Raw genomic sequence first — 17,677 nt, forward strand, 5'->3', positions numbered from 1 at the left:
GACGGCCCGCAGCCCCGGGGCCCGCACAGCGGGATACCTCTAGTAGGTCGAGATCCGCAGCGCCCGCATCTTGGCGTACAGCGTGGTGCGCGAGATCCCGAGCTCGCGGGCGACCGCGGCCTTGTTGCCGTCATGCTTGATCAGCTCGTGCAGGATGACGTCGCGCTCGGCCTGGTCGAGCGGACGCACGGCGGCCCGCGGCCCCGGCACGGAGCCGCGCACGGAGACGAGCTTCGGCGGCAGGTCGGTAGGGACGATCGCGCCGAACCGGCGCCGGGCGGCGGCATGGGCGAGCACCGCCCGCAGCTCGCGTACGTTGCCCGGCCAGCGGTGCTCGACCAGGATCCGCTCGACGCCCGGAGTCAGGAAGGCGTCCGGGTTGATGCCGGAGAGCAGCTCGCGGGCCAGCCCGGGTATCTCGTCGCGCCGCGCGGCCAGCGGCAGCTTCTCCTCGACGCGGGAGGCCAGCGCGGCCACCGCCGCGGTGTGCTCGGACAGCTCGGTCAACGGCGCCGAGACCATCACCACGTGGGCACGCGTGCTGCTCTCCAGCGCATCGGCGACGACTCCGAGCAGCGCGTCGGAGAGCAGCTCGAGACCGTCGATGATGACCGTGCCCACTCCGGCGGCCATCCGGCGCCGGAACTGCTTGGCCCAGTTGCCGTCGCCCTCCAGGACCGTCGTGGCGCCGGTCAGCAGCGTGATCGGCGACGACGGCGCGAGCTCCCTGGCCAGGGACGTACGCCCCGACCCCGGTGGCCCGGCCACCAGGATCGTCCCCGGCTCTCGGGCGGTCTCAATCAGCGCGCTGACCGAGACCCCGCGTCGTGGCTCGCGGGGCTCGAGGCGTACCAGCGCGGCCAGACGGCGGGTGTCGAGCACCTCGGCGCGCACATGGACCGCCTCCCCCGACTCCAGGTTCATGTCCATGACCGTCGCCCCCGGAAGATGTACGTCCTGGAGCAGGATCCGCAGCACGGCGATGTCCGCGCCGGTCAGGGTGTCCTGAGCCGTCTGGTTGGCCACGGTCAGGTTCTCGCCGACCGCGACCAGCGCACCGCGGCACGCCACCACGGCCTCATGGAAGGCCAGCAGCAGCTGCTTGTCGGTGGTGCGGCTGCCGTCCTGGAGGCGCCGCTGGATGTCGGTCACCGCGCGCTGCACCACGGGCCGTAGGAGCGGGTTGGCGTCGCTGGCGAGGGAGGTGATGTCGAGGACGCCCTCGATCCGGTGGGTCACCGGGTGCCGGATCGGCATCGCGAAGCAGCTGAACTCGCGCAGCATCTCGGCGAAGTGCTCCGCGCCGTGCACCTGCACGGGGAGCCTGGTCTCGAGCGCGGTGCCGGGCGCGTTGGTGCCCAGTCGCTCCTCGAGCAGGCTGGCGCCCAGGTCGACCCCGAGGCCGTCGAACGCCCTCGCCACCTGCACCCGGCCGCACCAGCGATGCACGATCCGGCAGTCGCGGTCGACCAGCACCGTGGCGTACGTCGTGCCGTCGAGGTTCTCGGCGAGCTCGTTCAGGACCGGTCCGGCTGCCTCGTAGAGGGATCCGCGCGGGTCGATGTCGACCGGCGAGAGCGATCCATGGGCTCGCACCGGGTCGACCCCGGCGAGCCGCGAGCGGTGCCAGGACGCGGCGATGCGCTCGGGCGCTGACGGTCCGGGCGATGACGTCGAGGTCGGCACAGCATCCCCCCATCGAATGTGGCTTACGTCACATTAACCGGCGGCTCTGTCGACCGGAAGCGAACTGTTCAGGTTCTGAACACCCGAGGGCCGACGGCGCTGGGACTGTGGCAACGATCCCCCGCTCCATTCCGGAACACGCTAGGAGTCAGCATGAAGACCAAGGCAGCCGTCGTCTACGAACCCGGCAAACCGATCGTGATCGAGGAGCTCGACCTCGACAAGCCCCAGGCGGGCGAGGTGCTGATCCGCTACACGCATGCGGGCCTGTGCCACTCCGACGTGCACATCGCCCACGGCGACCTCGAGGCCCGGCTGCCGATGGTCCTCGGCCACGAGGGCGCCGGCGTCATCGAGGAGGTCGGCCCCGGCGTCACCCGGGTCAAGGCCGGTGACCGCGTGGTGTGCTCCTTCATCCCCAACTGCGGCACCTGCCGCTACTGCTCCAACGGCCAGCAGTCGATCTGCGACATGGGCGCGACCATCCTCGAGGGCTACCTGCCCGGCGAGCGCTTCCCGATCTCCGGGCCCGCCGGCCAGTACGGCGCGATGTGCATGCTCGGCACCTTCAGCCAGTACGGAGTCATCCACCAGAACTCGGTGGTCAAGGTCGACGACGACCTCTCGCTCGAGTCGGCCGTGCTGGTCGGCTGCGGCGTACCCACCGGGTTCGGGTCCGCGGTGAACACCGCGGAGGTCAAGGCCGGCGACACCGTCGTGATCTACGGCATCGGCGGCATCGGCATCAACGCCGTCCAGGGCGCGCGGCTCGCGGGCGCGAAGTACGTCGTCGCCGTCGACCCGTTGGAGAACAAGCGCGAGGCCGCGCTCCAGCTCGGCGCCACCCACGCCTTCGCCGACGCCGCCTCCGCCCTGGCCGAGGTCAACAACCTGACCCGCGGCCAGCTCGCCGACTCCGCCATCCTCACCCAGGGTCTGGTCACGACGGAGAACGTCACCGACGGCTTCGACGTCATCGGCAAGGGCGGGATCCTGGTCCTCACGGGCCTCAACAAGCTCACCGAGCCGACGATCCAGCTCTCCGGCGCGGTGACCACGCTGTTCCGCAAGACGATCAAGGGCAGCCTGTTCGGCGACTGCAACCCGACGTACGACATCCCGCGGATCCTCGGGCTCTACCAGAAGGGCGACATCAAGCTCGACGAGCTGATCACCCGCACCTACACGCTCGAGCAGGTCAACGAGGGCTACGACGACCTGCTCAACGGCGCCAACATCCGCGGCGTGGTCGTCCACGACCACTCCTGAGGTTGTCGCTTCCCCTGGTCTCGGTCCTGGTCTCGGCTCCGGAGCCGAAGCCGGGACCGGGGCCGTGGCGGCGTACGATTCCCTTCCGTGGCTGACGTTGAGTTCCGATACTCCGACCTCCTCCCGACCGGCAAGGACGACACTCCCTACCGGCTGATCACGGACGAGGGGGTGGAAGAGATCGAGGTCGACGGGCGCAAGTTCCTCAAGGTCGACCCCGAGGCGATCCGACGGCTGACCGCCGAGGCGATGAAGGACATCAACCAGTACCTCCGCCCGGCGCACCTGAAGCAGCTGCGCAAGATCATCGACGACCCCGAGGCCTCCGGCAACGACCGCTTCGTCGCGCTGGACCTGCTCAAGAACGTCAACATCTCCGCCGGCGGGATCCTGCCGATGTGCCAGGACACCGGCACCGCGATCGTGATGGGCAAGAAGTCCGAGGGTGTGCTGACCGGCGCCGACGACGCCGAGACGGTCTCGCGGGGTGTCTACGACGCCTACACCAAGCTCAACCTGCGCTACTCCCAGCTCGCCCCGCTGACGACGTACGAGGAGAAGAACACCGGCTCCAACCTGCCCGCGCAGGTCGAGATCTACTCGACCACCGAGGGCGAGAACGGCCCGGAGTACAAGTTCCTCTTCATGGCCAAGGGCGGCGGCAGCGCCAACAAGTCGTTCCTGTTCCAGGAGACCAAGGCGATCCTGAACCCCGACCGGATCCTCACCTTCCTCGACGAGAAGATCCGCTCGCTCGGCACGGCCGCCTGCCCGCCGTACCACCTCGCCGTCGTCATCGGCGGGACGTCCGCGGAGTTCGCGCTGAAGACCGCCAAGTACGCCAGCGCCCACTACCTCGACAACCTCCCGACCGAGGGGTCGATGGCGGCCCACGGCTTCCGCGACACCGACCTGGAGGAGAAGGTCTTCGAGCTGACCCAGTCCTTCGGGATCGGCGCCCAGTTCGGCGGCAAGTACTTCTGCCATGACGTACGCGTCGTCCGCCTGCCCCGCCACGGCGCGAGCTGCCCGGTGGCGATCGCGGTCTCCTGCTCCGCGGATCGTCAGGCGCTGGGCAAGATCACCCGCGACGGGGTGTTCCTCGAGCAGCTCGAGACCGACCCGGCGCAGTACATGCCCGACGCCGGGATGGCCGAGGAGATCGCGGCCGGCGAGGTCGTCGACATCGACCTGAACCAGCCGATGGCGCAGATCCTGGAGACGCTGTCGCAGCACCCGATCAAGACCCGGCTCTCCCTGTCCGGTCCGATGGTCGTGGCCCGCGACATCGCGCACGCCAAGATCAAGGAGCGCCTCGACGCCGGCGAGGAGATGCCGCAGTACCTCAAGGACCACCCGGTCTACTACGCCGGGCCCGCCAAGACGCCCGAGGGCATGGCGAGCGGTTCGTTCGGACCCACCACCGCGGGCCGGATGGACTCCTACGTCGAGCAGTTCCAGGCAGCCGGCGGCTCGATGGTCATGCTCGCCAAGGGCAACCGCTCCAAGGTCGTGGCCGAGGCCTGCGGGACCTACGGCGGCTTCTACCTCGGCTCCATCGGCGGCCCCGCGGCGCGGCTCGCACAGGACTGCATCAAGTCCGTCGAGGTGCTGGAGTACCCCGAGCTCGGCATGGAGGCGGTCTGGAAGATCGAGGTCGAGAACTTCCCCGCCTTCATCGTCGTCGACGGCGAGGGCAACGACTTCTTCACCGACCCCTCCGGCACCACCACGGTCCCGCTCACCGGGATCAGGGTGCGCTCCAAGGAGCGCTGAGCGCAGCACCGCACAATTCCCTGTCGCACTTCGCCTACCGGTCGTAGTATTCCTGCTATGTCCGATCGCGAGAGTGCGACAGAGCCGACCGGCCTGGCGCTCGACGTACGCGACCTGCGGGTGCGCTACGGCAGCAACGAGGTGCTCAAAGGCGTCACCTTCTCCGCCCTGCGCGGCGAGGTCGTCGCCCTGCTCGGCCCCAACGGAGCCGGCAAGACAACGACCATCGAGGTCCTCGAAGGGTTCCGGATGCCCGCGTCGGGCGACGTCTCCGTGCTGGGATCCGACCCGGCACGGGGCGACGAGAGGTGGCGGGCACGGGTCGGCGTGGTGCTCCAGTCGTGGCGCGACCACAGCCGCTGGCGGGTGCGAGACCTGCTCGACTACCACGCACGGTTCTACGCGCCGTACGCCACCGCCGAGGTCCCTCGTCCGTGGGACGTGGACGAGCTGCTCGGTGTCGTGGGCCTCACCGCCCACGCCGAGCAGCGGGTGATGCGGCTCTCCGGCGGCCAGCGCCGACGGGTGGACGTCGCGATCGGCATCGTCGGCCGCCCGGAGCTGGTGTTCCTCGACGAGCCGACGGCCGGCTTCGACCCGCACGCGCGACGAGAGTTCCACGAGCTGGTGCACCGGCTCTCCGACTTCGAGAACACGACCGTGCTGCTGACCACCCACGACCTGGCCGAGGCGGAGAAGCTCGCCGACCGGATCCTCGTCCTCGACCGCGGCGCGATCATCGCCGACGGCAGCCCCGACCAGCTGGCCCTCGACCTCGCGACCAAGGCGGAGGTCCGCTGGACCGTCGGGGGCGAGCGGCACGTGCACGCGGTCGAGGAGCGCGACCCGACCGAGTTCGTACGCCGCCTGCTGGCGACCGACCCCGACGTGACCGAGCTCGAGGTGAAACGGGCCAGCCTCGAGGACACCTACCTGGCGCTCGTCCAGAGGGTCGAGAGCGGCCAGGCCGAGGAGCCCGAGAAGTTGGAGGCCCTGTCATGATCACCACCGAGACGTTGGGGGCGCGCGGTGTCGCCGTACGCGCCGGTCTGCACCGCGGCTGGCTGGAGACGAAGTACTCGCTGACCGACGTCGGTGACATCTTCTGGATGCTCATCTTCCCGGTCAGCTTCACGGTGACTCTGTTGTTCATGCGCGGCAGCACCGTGCCCGGCACCGACCTCGCGCTGGGCGCGATGGTGCTACCGAGCCTGATCGGGATGTCGATCGCCTTCGGTGGCCTCGCGGGCCCCGCGATGCAGATCGCCACCGACCGTGAGGACGGCACGCTGCTGCGGGCCAAGGCGACGCCCGACGGGATGCTCGGCTACCTGATCGGCAAGATCTGGTTCTTCGGGTTGACCACGCTGGCCAGCCTGGTGCTGCTCGCGATTCCCGCCGTGACGGTGATCAGCGACCTCCGGATCGACGGCCGCACGGCGCTGCTGCTCCCGGTCATCTTCGTCGTCGGCATGATCGCGACCGTCCCGATCGGATCGGCGCTGGGCTCGATCTTCAAGTCGAGCGCTCAGTCGATGCTGATCATGCTGGCCTCGATGCTGCTGATCGCGATCTCCGGCATCTTCTACCCGATCACCGCGATGCCCACGTGGCTGCAGTGGGTCGGGCAGGTCTTCCCCTTCTACTGGCTCGGGCTCGGCACGCGGTCCGCGATGATGCCTGCGGGGGCGGAGGCGGCCGAGATCGGAGACTCCTGGCGTACGGCCGAGATGTTCGCCGTCCTCGGCGTCTGGGCTGTCGTCGGCCTCGTGCTGGCCCCGATCGTGCTCCGCCGGATGGCCCGCCGCCAGACCGGCTCCGCGATCGCGGCCGCGCGCGAGAAGATCATGACCAGGGGCTACTGACCAGTGGCCAACGAACCGGACACCGTCTACAACCGGATCGCGATGCTACGTGCCGAGCGCGGCATCTCCCGTCGGGAGCTCGCCGACGCCCTCGGCGTCCACTACCAGACCGTCGGTTACCTCGAGCGGGGCGAGTACAGCCCGTCGCTGCACCTCGCTTTTCGGATCGCCTCCTATTTCGGCGTCACCGTCGAGGTCGTCTTCGCGATCGAGCCGTTCAAGCGTCTCGGCGACTGATCCCCGACGATGCGGGGCGACCGGCTAGGTTGATGGGCGCCGATCCCCGACGACGAGGAGACCCCCATGCAGTGCCCCATCGACGGTGCCACCCTGGTGATGAGCGAGCGCCAAGGCATCGAGATCGACTACTGCCCGCAGTGCCGTGGCGTGTGGCTGGACCGCGGCGAGATCGACAAGATCATCGAGCGGTCCGTCGGCGCCCCGCAGCCCGGCAGCTACCAGCAGCCCCGCCAGGAGAAGCGCGACGAGCGACGCTATGAGAAGCGGGAGTACGAGCGGCGCGACTATGACGACGACCGCCGCCACGACAACCGCCGCGGCCATCACCGCGAGTCCTGGCTGGGTGACCTCTTCGGCTGATCCTGCCGGGGCCACGAACGCACCCGATGGTCCCTGCGACACCTCGCCATGCGGCGTGTCGCAGGGGCTTGCGCTCGTGGCTCAGGTCGCTGCGGTGCCCCGTTGCCGGGCGAGCCACTCCCGGCGGAGCAGTCCGAAGACCCACGAGTCCGAGACGTCGCCGTTCACGACGCAGTCCTCGCGAAGCGTCCCCTCCAGCCTGAAGCCGAGCTTCTCCAGCACGCGGGCGGAGGGGGCGTTGCGGGTGTCGGCCTCGGCCTGGACGCGGTTCAGGTCCAGCGTGTCGAACGCCCACTCCAGCAGCGCGCCCACGGCTTCGGTCGCGATGCCCTGGCCCCATCCGGCCCGGGCGAGGCAGTAGCCCAGCGAGGCGCTGCGGAACTCGGGGTTCCAGGAGTTCAGAGTGCACCAGCCGACGAAGGTGGAGTCGCGCTCGATGACCAGCCGCGCCCCGCTCCCCTCCTCCGCCATCGCGTGGCTCCGGGCGATGAACTGCCCGGCACGCGCCGGCTCGGTCCAGGGCGGCGAGTCCCAGTAGCGCAGCACGTACTCGTCGCTCTGGAGCGCGAACAGCGGCTCGGCATCGGCGTCGGTGAACGGCCGCAGCCGCAACCGCTCGGTCGTCATCGTCGGCGTGGGCAGCGGCACCCGCTCATCCTGTCAGCGACCGGGTGCCCTCGGGAAACGGGTTTCCGTGACGTCCCGCGGCATCACCCGATGATGCGATCCGCCCGGGCCGACTCCTCGTGAGCAGCCTCGACGGCCTTGGCCGCCTCGTGCTCGGCCTGCTCGATGGCGTCGCGAGGCGAGGGGACCGGCGGCGTACGTCGTGCGTCGCCGTTCTCCGAGACCTTCGCCGGCCGCATCGAGGAGGCGTTGTCGGAGAAGGCGCCGGTGACCGTACGCATCGCCTCGGTGAGCTCGCCGGGGATGACCCAGAACGAGTTGCCGTGCGAGGCGAGCGAGGGCAGCATCTCGAGGTACTTGTAGGCCAGGACCTTGGCGTCGGCGTCGTTGGCGTGGACCGCCTGGAAGACCCGCTCCAGCGCCGTGGCCTCACCCTCGGCCTCGAGGATCCGGGCCTGCTGGTTGCCCTCCGCCTCCAGGATGGACTTCTGCCGGGTGCCCTCGGCCTCGAGGATCAGCGAGGCTCGCTTGCCCTCCGCGTGCAGGATGGCGGCGCGCTTGTCACGCTCGGCGCGCATCTGCTTCTCCATCGCCTCCTTGATCGAGGCCGGCGGGTCGATCGCCTTGATCTCGACCCGGTTGACCCGGATCCCCCACTTCCCGGTGGCGTCGTCGAGCACCTCGCGCAGCCGCGCGTTGATCGTCTCGCGCGAGGTCAGGGTGCTCTCCAGGTCCATCGAGCCGATCAGGTTTCGCAGTGTGGTGACCGTGAGCTGGTCGATCGCCTGCAGGTAGTTGGCGACCTCGTAGGCCGCCGACCGCGGGTCGGTGATCTGGTAGTAGAGGACCGTGTCGATGTTGACCACCAGGTTGTCCTCGGTGATCACCGGTCGCGGGTTGGAAGAGTAGACCGTCTCACGCACGTCCAGCTTGGTGTTGACCCGGTCCACCAGCGGGATCACGAAGTTGAGCCCCGGCTGCAGGGTGATCCGGTAGCGCCCGAAGCGCTCGATGTTGTAGCGCCGGGCCTGTGGCACGATCCGCACCGTCGAGGCGACCGCCCCCACCACCAGCGCGACCATGACCAGAACGATCAGCAGAAGTTCCATCTCGTACGCCCTCCTCTAGGGGGACAGCGACAGCGGGTCGCGCGGGTGCACGAGCGCCGTCGCGCCTTCGATCTCGAGTACGTCCACCCGGCATCCGACCGGGATGATCAGGTCCTCGTCATAGGGTCTGGCCGACCATTCCTCACCCGCGAGGCGCACCAGTCCGTGCTCGAAGCTGACCTCCGCGGTGACGACCGCCTGACGACCGATGAGAGCGTCGGTGCCGTCCCGCACCGCCGGCGGCAAGGACATGTGGCGACGCGCGACCGGTCGCACCAGCAGCACGCTGCCGCCGCCCGCGACGACGAAGACGAGCAGCTGCACCAGCACCGGCGCGCCGAGGGCCGCGCTGCCCGCGGCAAGCAGCGCCCCGCCGGCGACGAAAGCGAACGCCAGCGTCATCGTGAACGCCTCGGCCACTCCGAGCAGCACCGCGACGAGGATCCAGAAGAACGACCACATAAGCCCACCAGACTCGGTTTCCGACCAGCGTACTCCCGGTGTGGTGCTGATCACACGGGGTCAGCGAGAGTTGTTCCGCCCGTTGAGCAGTGGCAGCCCCGCCCACAGCGAGACGAACAGGATGAGGACGGCCACGGCGGCGACGACCCCTGCTCCGAAGGAGAGGACGACGTCGAAGACGAGCAGCACGACCAGCGCCGAGACGATGGCGAAGCCCACCAGCCCGGCCCGCGCGCACAGGTGCGAGGCCGTGACCAGCCACCGCCGCTGCCGGCGACGGAACAGCATCCGGTGGAAGGAGACCGGGGCGATGATCAGGGAGGTGGTGATCACCGAACCGACGAGCACCACGAGATAGATCGCCTGCTGGTGGTCGGCCAGGTCCGGAAAGCGAGGCGAGAACGGGACCGTCAGCAGGAAACCGGTGAGGATCTGCACGCCCGTCTGCAGCACCCGGAGCTCCTGGAGGAGCTCGTTCCAGTTGCGAGTGATCCGCTCCTCCGGCCCCTCCTCCGGACCGCCACCCTCGACCCCGTCGCTGTGCAAGCCGCTTGCGGGCATCAGTACACCGGCCGTCCCCAGTCATCGCTCATGAAGGGCCCGGTACCCACATCGGACACAATGGAAGCGTGAGCGGGACGGAATCGGTGATCGTCGACGGTGGACTGGCCCTGCGGCATCGGGCGGACGGTCATCTGGAGCTGCGGGCCAACGGGATCTTCGTGATGGACACCCGGGAGACCTCGACCGAGAAGGCGCTGGCCACGCACGCGCTCGAGCTGCACCCGGAGCCGAAGCACGTGCTCATCGGCGGCCTCGGGCTCGGGTTCACGCTCGAGGCGGTGCTGGCCGACCCGCGGGTCGAGGCGGTCACGGTCGTCGAGATCGAGCCGCGCCTGGTCGAGTGGATGCGCACCGGGAGGATCCCGCACGGTCCCGAGCTCCTCGACGACGATCGCGTTCACATCGAGGTCGCCGACGTGGCGGTGGTCCTGCGGGAGAGCCGGCCGGACGCCTACGACGTCGTGCTGCTGGACGTCGACAACGGCCCCGGCTACCTGGTGCATGACGCCAACGGGGCGCTCTACGAGGCGCCTGCGCTCGCCGATGCGCGGCAGGCGACGGCCCCGGGTGGCACTGTGGTGGTGTGGTCGGCGGCGAAGGCTCCGGCGCTGCTGGAGGTGATGGCGCAGGTCTTCGACGACGCCGAGGCACTCTCCTACCCGGTCGACCTGCAGGGCCACTCGGAGACGTACTGGCTCTATGTGGGCACGGTCTCGCAAGGGAATGGCACCAACTAGTCAAAGGTTGAACCAGACATGGACGACATGAGCTTCCGCATCGAGCACGACTCCATGGGTGAGGTCCGGGTCCCGACGGACGCGCTGTGGCGTGCCCAGACCCAGCGGGCCGTGGAGAACTTCCCCATCTCGGGCACGCCCATCGAGCCGGCGCTGATCCATGCGATCGGCCATGTGAAGGCGGCCGCGGCCAAGGCCAACTTCGACCTCGGCGTCCTGCCCGGCGACAAGGCCGAGGCGATCATCGCGGCCGCGGGCGAGGTCTCCGCGGGCCGGCACGACGACGCGTTCCCGATCGACGTCTTCCAGACCGGATCAGGCACCTCGTCCAACATGAACGCCAACGAGGTGATCGCCTCTTTGGTGGCACTCGCCGGCGGCGACGTACACCCCAATGACCACGTCAACGCCTCCCAGTCCTCCAACGACACCTTCCCGACCGCGATCCACGTCGCCGCCGCCGTCGCCGTCACCGAGCAGCTACTGCCCGCGATCGACGTGCTGGCCGGCTCGCTGGAGGCGAAGGCCGAGGAGTTCTCCAGCCTGGTGAAGTCGGGACGTACGCACCTGATGGACGCGACGCCGGTCACCCTGGGCCAAGAGTTCGGAGGGTACGCGGCCACCGTCCGCTACGCGGCCGAGCGGCTCGAGTCCGTGCTCCCCCGCGTACGCGAGCTGGCGCTCGGCGGCACCGCGGTCGGGACCGGCATCAACACGCCCGCCGGCTTCCCGCAGGCCGTGATCGCCGACCTGTCCAACCGCACCGGGCAGCCGTTCACCGAGGCCCGCAACCACTTCGAGGCCCAGGGCACCCGCGACTCGCTGGTCGAGCTCTCCGGCGTCCTGAAGACGCTCGCGGTCGGCCTGATCAAGATCAACAACGACCTGCGCTGGATGTCGTCGGGCCCCACCACCGGCCTCGCCGAGATCCACCTGCCCGACCTCCAGCCGGGCTCCTCGATCATGCCCGGCAAGGTCAACCCGGTCGTACCGGAGGCCACCTTGATGGTGGCCTTCCAGGTGATCGGCAACGACGCAGCGGTGACCGCCGCCGGCGCCTCGGGCGCCTTCGAGCTCAACGTCGCGATGCCGGTGATGGCCCGCAACATCCTGGAGTCGATCCGCCTGCTCGCCACCTCGATGACCGTCCTGGCCGAGCGCACCGTCGACGGGATCGTCCCCGTACCCGAGCGTCTTCGCGCCTACGCCGAGTCCTCCCCCTCGATCGTCACGCCGCTGAACAAGTACATCGGCTACGAGGCCGCCGCCAAGGTCGCCAAGCAGGCCCTCGCCGAGGGCGCCACGATCAAGGAGACCGTGATCAAGCTCGGCTACGTCGCCGACGGCACCCTGACCGAGGCCCAGCTGGACGAGGCCCTGGACGTCGAGTCGATGACCCACCCCTGAAATCGCCGAGTCGGCTCATCCTGACCAAAAACATCGCCGAGTCGGCTCGTTATGACGAGCCGACTCGGCGATTTTCTACGTCAGGATGAGCCGACTCGGGGTCGCTCAGTACCAGCCGACGGACTGGGAGTGGCTCCAGGCGCCGCAGGGCGAACCGTAGCGGTCGTTGATGTAGCCGAGGCCCCACTCGATCTGGGTGGCGGGGTTGGTCTCCCAGTCGTCGCCGGCGGAGGCCATCTTGGAGCCGGGGAGGGCCTGCGGGATGCCGTAGGCGCTGGAGGAGGGGTTGGCGGCGGTCGGGTTCCAGCCCGACTCCTTGTCCCAGAGCGGCTCGAGGCAGGAGAACTGGTCCATGCCCCAGCCGAAGTCGCCGAGCATCGACTTGGCGATGTCTCGGGGGTTGCGCAGATCGATCTCGATCTCTTCGACGCCGGCGATGGCGCGTACGTCGTTGCCGGCCGACAGTGCGGCCTGCTTGCCGGGGTCGGCGACCTCGCGGCGGTCACCGGCCGAACGCGACAGGGAGGTCTCGCCGCCACGGGCGGCGGACTCGGCCTCGATCGCGGCGCGCTGGGCGTCGGTGAGCTCGGGGATGTCGGCGGCTGCCGACTCACCCGCGCTGAGCGTCGGGTCGTCGGTGGCGGGGCCGGCGTAGGCCACCCCGCCTGCGACTGCCGCGCCGGTCCCGCCGAGGGCGAGGACGGAGAGGAGGAGGGTTGTCTTGGCGGTCGTACGCGCAGCCTTGTGCGGAACGTCGACAAGCGGATTCGCTGGCGCACCGCGATGTCGCGGGGCGCGATGAACAGGCTTGGTCACGGGCTCTCATTCGGGGGCTGAGGCATTACAGACCCGCAAACAATGCATGAGCACCAACCTCGTATCAAACCGGACGCACCGTTTGTGGGTCAGAAATGACCGTCCTGAGCATCACTTCCGTAACATGAGTCACAGAAATCACAACGGCCCCAGACCTCACGGGTCTGGGGCCGTTGACGTGACAATGATTACGGCATCACGGAACCACGTTCTCCAGCATCTCGGTGACGAGCGCGGCGATCGGCGAGCGCTCGGAGCGGGTCAGGGTGACGTGGGAGAAGAGCGGGTGGCCCTTCAGCTTCTCGATCACCGCGACCACGCCGTCGTGGCGTCCGACCCGGAGGTTGTCGCGCTGGGCGACGTCGTGGGTGAGCACGACCTTCGAGTTGGCGCCGATACGGGAGAGCACCGTCAGCAGCACGTTGCGCTCCAGCGACTGCGCCTCGTCGACGATCACGAACGAGTCGTGCAGCGACCGGCCACGGATGTGGGTCAGCGGCAGCACCTCCAGCATGCCCCGGTCGATGATCTCGTCGATCACGTCCTGCGTGGTCACCGCGGAGAGCGTGTCGAAGACCGCCTGGCCCCACGGCGACATCTTCTCGCCCTCGGTGCCGGGCAGGTAGCCGAGCTCCTGGCCGCCGACGGCGAAGAGCGGGCGGAAGATGAGCACCTTCTTGTGCTGGTTGCGCTCCATGACCGCCTCCAGCCCGGCGCACAGCGCCAGCGCGGACTTCCCGGTGCCGGCCCGGCCACCGAGGGAGACGATGCCGACCTCGGGGTCGAGCAGCATCTCGAGAGCGATCCGCTGCTCCGCGGAGCGGCCGTGGATCCCGAAGACCTCGCGGTCACCGCGGACGAGGTGGACCTGCTTGTCGGGGCCGACGCGGCCCAGCGCGGTGCCGCGGTCCGACATCAGCACCAGACCGGTGTGGCAGGGCAGGTCGCGGGCCGCGTCGAGCTCGAGGACGCCGTCGTCGTAGAGCTCGTCGAGGGACGCGGAGGCGACGTCCAGCTCGGCCATCCCGGAGTAGCCGGGGTCGGAGTCGTTGATCCGCTCACCGCGGTAGTCCTCGGCCTTCAGCCCGACCGCGGACGCCTTGATCCGCATCGGCAGGTCCTTGGAGACCAGGGTGACGTCGAGCCCGTCGCCCTTCAGGTTGCGCGCGACCGCGAGGATCCGGGTGTCGTTGTCCCCGAGCCGGAATCCGCTCGGCAGCGAGGACGGGTCGGTGTGGTTGAGCTCGACACGGATGGTGCCGCCCTCCTCGCCGACCGGGACGGCGGTGTCCAGGCGGCCGTGGGTGATCCGCAGCCCGTCGAGCTGCCGGAGTGCGGAGCGGGCGAAGTAGCCCAGCTCCGGGTGGTGCCGCTTCCCCTCCAGCTCGGTGATGACCACCACCGGGAGGACGACCTGGTGCTCGGCGAAGCGCGTCATGGCCTTCGGGTCCGAGAGCAGGACGCTGGTGTCGAGAACGAACGTCCGCGGGTGCGGCGACTCGCTCTCGTCCGAGGAGGAAGACTCCGACGCCGGTGTCGGAGCGGCCGACGTATCGGCCTCGGTGACGTGCTCGTTCGTGGTTGGGTTGGCCACGCGGATCACCTCTCGCGACCGGCTCACACACCCATGAGTCCGGTCATCTCATCACTAATCAGATGGACCGGACGGTGGACCGTCAGTCGGGGTGCCGACCGCCTCACACCCGTCAGGATCGATGGGATCCTGACGCAGGTTCGGTTCGTGACTACTCACGTAACGGGCCTCCAGGTGCGACGGGAATTTGTTCCCCGCCGTTGGTACAACGCTACGACGCCGGACCAACGGTCCGTGGCAACACGAACGATTTTTCTTTGTGAACTCCTGGTGACACCGCCGAATGTTCCGGCCAGCGGTCACCTTCCGAGGCGACGCTCGCGGTGGGCGTAGGCCCGCAGGGCGCGCAGGAAGTCCGTACGCCGGAAGTCGGGCCAGTAGGCCTCGCAGAAGTAGAACTCCGACTTCGCGCTCTGCCACAGCAGGAAGCCGCCCAGGCGCTGCTCCCCCGAGGTACGGATCACCAGGTCGGGGTCGGGCTGGCCCTTGGTGTAGAGGTGGTCGGCGATGTGCTCGACGTCGATGATCTGGGCGAGCTCCTCCAGCGAGGTGCCGCGGGTGGCGTGCTCGTTGAGCAGGGCGCGTACGGCATCGGCGATCTCGCGGCGGCCGCCGTAGCCGACCGCGACGTTGACCAGCATCCCGTCGACGTCCCGGGTCGCCTCCTCGGCGGCCTTGAGGCGCTGCGAGAGCCAGTCGGGCAGGAGGTCGAGCGCGCCGACGGGGTGGAGCCGCCAGCGGCGTACGTCCGCCAGCGAGTCGACCGCGTCGGCGATGATCTCGAGGAGCGGTGCCAGCTCGTCGGCGGGGCGGTTGAGGTTGTCGGTGGAGAGCAGCCACAGGGTGACCACCTCGATGCCGATCTCGTCGCACCAGGTGAGCAGCGGCTCGATGTTGGCCGCGCCGGCGCGGTGCCCGTGGGCGGTCGACTGGCCGACCTCCTTGGCCCAGCGACGGTTGCCGTCGAGCATCACCCCGACGTGCTTGGGCAGCTTGGAGGCGTCGAGCTTGCGAAGCATCCGCGCCTCGTAAGCCGGATAGAGGATCCTGCGTACGCCGTCCTTCCAGTCTGCCACGGCAGAAGAGTATCGGCGCCGGGCCAACATCACCCAGCGGGACGGGGTTCACCCGATCTTCAGGGTGGACCGATAGCCTTGGCCCCTATGAGCGAGATGACGGACGCGATGCGCCTCAAGGTCGGCACGATCACCGACTCGGTCTCCTCGACCGTTCACGAGGCCCTCCCGAAGCTGCGTGGCTGGATCCATCTGGCCACCGCACCGCTCACGCTGGCGGCCGGCATCGTCCTCATCGTGCTGGCGCCCTCGGGAGCGCCGCGCGTCGGCGCGGCGGTGTTCACCATGGCCGCGCTCCTTCTCTTCACCGTCTCCGCTGTCTACCACCGGGTCAACGCTCTGGGTCGGTGGAACGACCGCTGGTTCACGATCATGAAGCGCTGGGACCACGCGAACATCATGCTGATGATCGCGGGCTCCTACACGCCTTTCTCGCTGCTGCTCCTCGACGGCGTCACCCAGGTCGTGCTGCTCTCGGTGGTGTGGACCGGTGCGATCCTCGGTGTGCTGTTCCGGGTCTTCTGGAACGACGCCCCGCGCTGGTTGTACGTCCCCAACTACATCGCGCTCGGCTGGGCGGCGATCTTCTTCATCCCGTCCTTCTTCACCGGCGCGGTGGCGCTCGGCCTCGGCATCGGGATCGCCACCTTCACACTGATCTGCGTCGGCGGCGCGCTCTACACCGCCGGCGGCGTCATCTACGGCTTCAAGCGGCCCAACCCCTGGCCGCGCTGGTTCGGCTTCCACGAGGTCTTCCACACCTTCACCATCCTGGCCTTCGTCGCGCACTACACGGGCGTCTCGCTGGCGACGTACTCGCTGCGCTGAGAAGGAGCCTGATCCCGGGCGCGCGCCACGGCCGCTTGCCGGGCGAGCACCGCGGTGAGGATTCCGGTGACGGCGAAGAGAGCGCCCAGCACCATCCAGCCGCCGGCGCCGTGGTCGATCGCGGTGGCGGTCACCACCAGGGGCGCGAGCATGTGGGCCAGCGCATAGCCCATCTGGCTCACGCCCTGGTAGGCCCCGGCCCGCTCTGAGTCGGCGAGCTCGAAGGCCAGGCCCCAGCTGCCCGCCTCACCGCGCGTCTCGGCGGCCGAGGAGGCGAGTGCGGCGAGCAGCAGGAACACGGTGGCGGCCACCGGGCCCAGATAGGCCGCCACGGCGAAGAGCAGGCAGGCGGCGAGCAGCAGGAACCCGGCACCCCTCACGGCCCGACCTGCCGTCGCGATGTCGTGGGTGCCGCGCGAGGCCCGCACCTGGAAGAGCGCGACGTAGACCGTGTTCACCACCAGGAGCACCGAGACCAGGACCGTCGGCGCGTCGGTGTGGTCGGCGACCCACAGTGGCACCCCGATCGAGGTCACCCCGAAGTGGATCGCCATCACCCCGCTGAGCACGGTCGCGGTGACATAGGTGCGGTCCCGCAGCGGTGAGGGCCCCTTGGCCGCCGCCGGACCGGAGCTGGCGTCCATCCTCGCGCCCAGCCCGGCGACGCGGCGGCGCAGACCGACGAGCGGCACCGCCGCGAGGGTGGTGAGTACGCCGACGAGCACCATCGTGGTGCGGTAGGCCGCCCCGGTGTCCACGGCCAGCGCCACCGCCGCGAGCAGCGTTCCGACCCCGATCATCACGTTCATCACCACCCGCAGCCGGGCACGCACCGCCACCCGGTCGGGGCCGTCGAACCAGCGCGCGACCAACGTCGACTGCGCGCTCGACTGGAAGCCTCGCGAGGCCGAGACCCAGGTCGCGACCAGCACGAACGCGACCACGTCGCGAGCCAGGGCGTAGGCGAGCAGGGCGATGCCGTAGCTCGCCATCGCCCACAGCTGCACCCGGTCGGCGCCCCATCGGTCGCTGAGCCGCCCACCTGCGTACGTCGCCACGACGCCGACCGCTCCGGCAACGGTCAGGCCGATGCCGACGGTGACCGCCGAGAGACCGACCGTGCGGGTGAAGTAGAGCGCGCTGACCGCGAAGAACATGCCACGTGCGAGGGAGAGGGCGGCGACGGCGCCGACGAGCGGGCGCTCGACCGGGTCGCTGGGAGGTCGGATCACGGGTCCAGTTGTCGCACCCCGCGCCCGCG

Annotated in this window: 18 protein-coding genes; 9 read left to right on the plus strand and 9 right to left on the minus strand. The window is 69.4% G+C overall.

Features of this window, described 5'->3' with window-relative positions:
* Positions 1 to 39: 39 nt before the first annotated feature.
* A complete protein-coding gene (locus BLT25_RS21370; RefSeq protein WP_091050292.1) occupies positions 40 to 1,686 on the minus strand; it encodes a sigma-54-dependent Fis family transcriptional regulator in 1,647 nt (548 codons plus the stop codon).
* A 153-nt stretch (positions 1,687 to 1,839) separates the two neighbouring features.
* On the opposite strand from BLT25_RS21370, the gene BLT25_RS21375 reads away from it, so the two are divergent.
* The 6 genes from BLT25_RS21375 (at position 1,840) to BLT25_RS21400 (ending at position 7,196) form a co-directional block, all read left to right on the plus strand.
* A complete protein-coding gene (locus tag BLT25_RS21375; RefSeq protein WP_091050293.1) occupies positions 1,840 to 2,955 on the plus strand; it encodes a Zn-dependent alcohol dehydrogenase in 1,116 nt (371 codons plus the stop codon).
* 87 nt (positions 2,956 to 3,042) lie between these two features.
* Positions 3,043 to 4,731: a fumarate hydratase gene (locus BLT25_RS21380; protein WP_091050296.1), complete on the plus strand. Its 1,689-nt coding sequence runs from the start codon at positions 3,043 to 3,045 to the stop codon at positions 4,729 to 4,731.
* Between the two features lie 57 nt (positions 4,732 to 4,788).
* Positions 4,789 to 5,733 (plus strand): ABC transporter ATP-binding protein, encoded by a 945-nt coding sequence (locus BLT25_RS21385; RefSeq protein ID WP_091050299.1) that lies wholly within the window; start codon positions 4,789 to 4,791, stop codon positions 5,731 to 5,733.
* Positions 5,730 to 6,596 carry an ABC transporter permease gene (locus BLT25_RS21390; RefSeq protein WP_091050302.1) on the plus strand — a complete coding sequence of 289 codons (867 nt, stop codon included), beginning with the start codon at positions 5,730 to 5,732 and terminating at the stop codon, positions 6,594 to 6,596. The genes BLT25_RS21385 and BLT25_RS21390 overlap by 4 nt, the downstream gene beginning before the upstream one ends.
* 3 nt (positions 6,597 to 6,599) lie before the next feature.
* Positions 6,600 to 6,833: a helix-turn-helix transcriptional regulator gene (locus tag BLT25_RS21395; protein WP_256328716.1), complete on the plus strand. Its 234-nt coding sequence runs from the start codon at positions 6,600 to 6,602 to the stop codon at positions 6,831 to 6,833.
* Between the two features lie 66 nt (positions 6,834 to 6,899).
* Positions 6,900 to 7,196 carry a TFIIB-type zinc ribbon-containing protein gene (locus BLT25_RS21400; protein ID WP_091050304.1) on the plus strand — a complete coding sequence of 99 codons (297 nt, stop codon included), beginning with the start codon at positions 6,900 to 6,902 and terminating at the stop codon, positions 7,194 to 7,196.
* Between the two features lie 81 nt (positions 7,197 to 7,277).
* Here the strand turns inward: BLT25_RS21400 and BLT25_RS21405 are convergent, their stop codons facing one another.
* The 4 genes from BLT25_RS21405 to BLT25_RS21420 form a co-directional block, all read right to left on the minus strand.
* A complete protein-coding gene (locus BLT25_RS21405; protein ID WP_091050306.1) occupies positions 7,278 to 7,844 on the minus strand; it encodes a GNAT family N-acetyltransferase in 567 nt (188 codons plus the stop codon).
* Between the two features lie 62 nt (positions 7,845 to 7,906).
* Positions 7,907 to 8,932 carry an SPFH domain-containing protein gene (locus BLT25_RS21410; RefSeq protein WP_091050309.1) on the minus strand — a complete coding sequence of 342 codons (1,026 nt, stop codon included), beginning with the start codon at positions 8,930 to 8,932 and terminating at the stop codon, positions 7,907 to 7,909.
* Between the two features lie 15 nt (positions 8,933 to 8,947).
* On the minus strand, positions 8,948 to 9,394 hold the full coding sequence (locus tag BLT25_RS21415) for an NfeD family protein (protein ID WP_091050312.1): 447 nt from the start codon (positions 9,392 to 9,394) through the stop codon (positions 8,948 to 8,950).
* A 60-nt stretch (positions 9,395 to 9,454) separates the two neighbouring features.
* Positions 9,455 to 9,955, minus strand: a complete 501-nt coding sequence (locus BLT25_RS21420; protein ID WP_091050315.1) for a DUF6328 family protein — start codon at positions 9,953 to 9,955, stop codon at positions 9,455 to 9,457.
* Positions 9,956 to 10,023: 68 nt separating this feature from the next.
* On the opposite strand from BLT25_RS21420, the gene BLT25_RS21425 reads away from it, so the two are divergent.
* Positions 10,024 to 10,695, plus strand: coding sequence for a spermidine synthase (locus BLT25_RS21425; protein WP_091050317.1), 672 nt, complete (start codon positions 10,024 to 10,026; stop codon positions 10,693 to 10,695).
* Positions 10,696 to 10,713: 18 nt separating this feature from the next.
* Complete coding sequence (locus tag BLT25_RS21430) at positions 10,714 to 12,102, plus strand: class II fumarate hydratase (RefSeq protein ID WP_091050319.1); 1,389 nt, start codon at positions 10,714 to 10,716, stop codon at positions 12,100 to 12,102.
* A gap of 105 nt (positions 12,103 to 12,207) precedes the next feature.
* On the opposite strand, the gene BLT25_RS21435 is transcribed toward BLT25_RS21430, so the two are convergent.
* From BLT25_RS21435 to BLT25_RS21445, 3 genes are all read right to left on the minus strand, one after another.
* Positions 12,208 to 12,918: an aggregation-promoting factor C-terminal-like domain-containing protein gene (locus BLT25_RS21435; protein ID WP_091050321.1), complete on the minus strand. Its 711-nt coding sequence runs from the start codon at positions 12,916 to 12,918 to the stop codon at positions 12,208 to 12,210.
* A gap of 196 nt (positions 12,919 to 13,114) precedes the next feature.
* Positions 13,115 to 14,512: a PhoH family protein gene (locus BLT25_RS21440; RefSeq protein WP_091050809.1), complete on the minus strand. Its 1,398-nt coding sequence runs from the start codon at positions 14,510 to 14,512 to the stop codon at positions 13,115 to 13,117.
* Between the two features lie 299 nt (positions 14,513 to 14,811).
* Entirely contained in the window at positions 14,812 to 15,588 is a 777-nt protein-coding gene (locus BLT25_RS21445) for an isoprenyl transferase (protein WP_091050324.1), read from the minus strand.
* Between the two features lie 87 nt (positions 15,589 to 15,675).
* Between BLT25_RS21445 and BLT25_RS21450 the strand changes: the two genes are divergently transcribed.
* Positions 15,676 to 16,416 carry a PAQR family membrane homeostasis protein TrhA gene (locus BLT25_RS21450; RefSeq protein WP_256328717.1) on the plus strand — a complete coding sequence of 247 codons (741 nt, stop codon included), beginning with the start codon at positions 15,676 to 15,678 and terminating at the stop codon, positions 16,414 to 16,416.
* Here the strand turns inward: BLT25_RS21450 and BLT25_RS21455 are convergent.
* Positions 16,377 to 17,648, minus strand: a complete 1,272-nt coding sequence (locus tag BLT25_RS21455) for an MFS transporter (protein WP_091050327.1) — start codon at positions 17,646 to 17,648, stop codon at positions 16,377 to 16,379. The two genes, BLT25_RS21450 and BLT25_RS21455, sit on opposite strands and share 40 nt — an antisense overlap.
* Between the last annotated feature and the right edge of the window lie 29 nt (positions 17,649 to 17,677).

Source organism: Nocardioides sp. YR527, from assembly GCF_900101045.1.
Taxonomy (GTDB): domain Bacteria; phylum Actinomycetota; class Actinomycetes; order Propionibacteriales; family Nocardioidaceae; genus Nocardioides.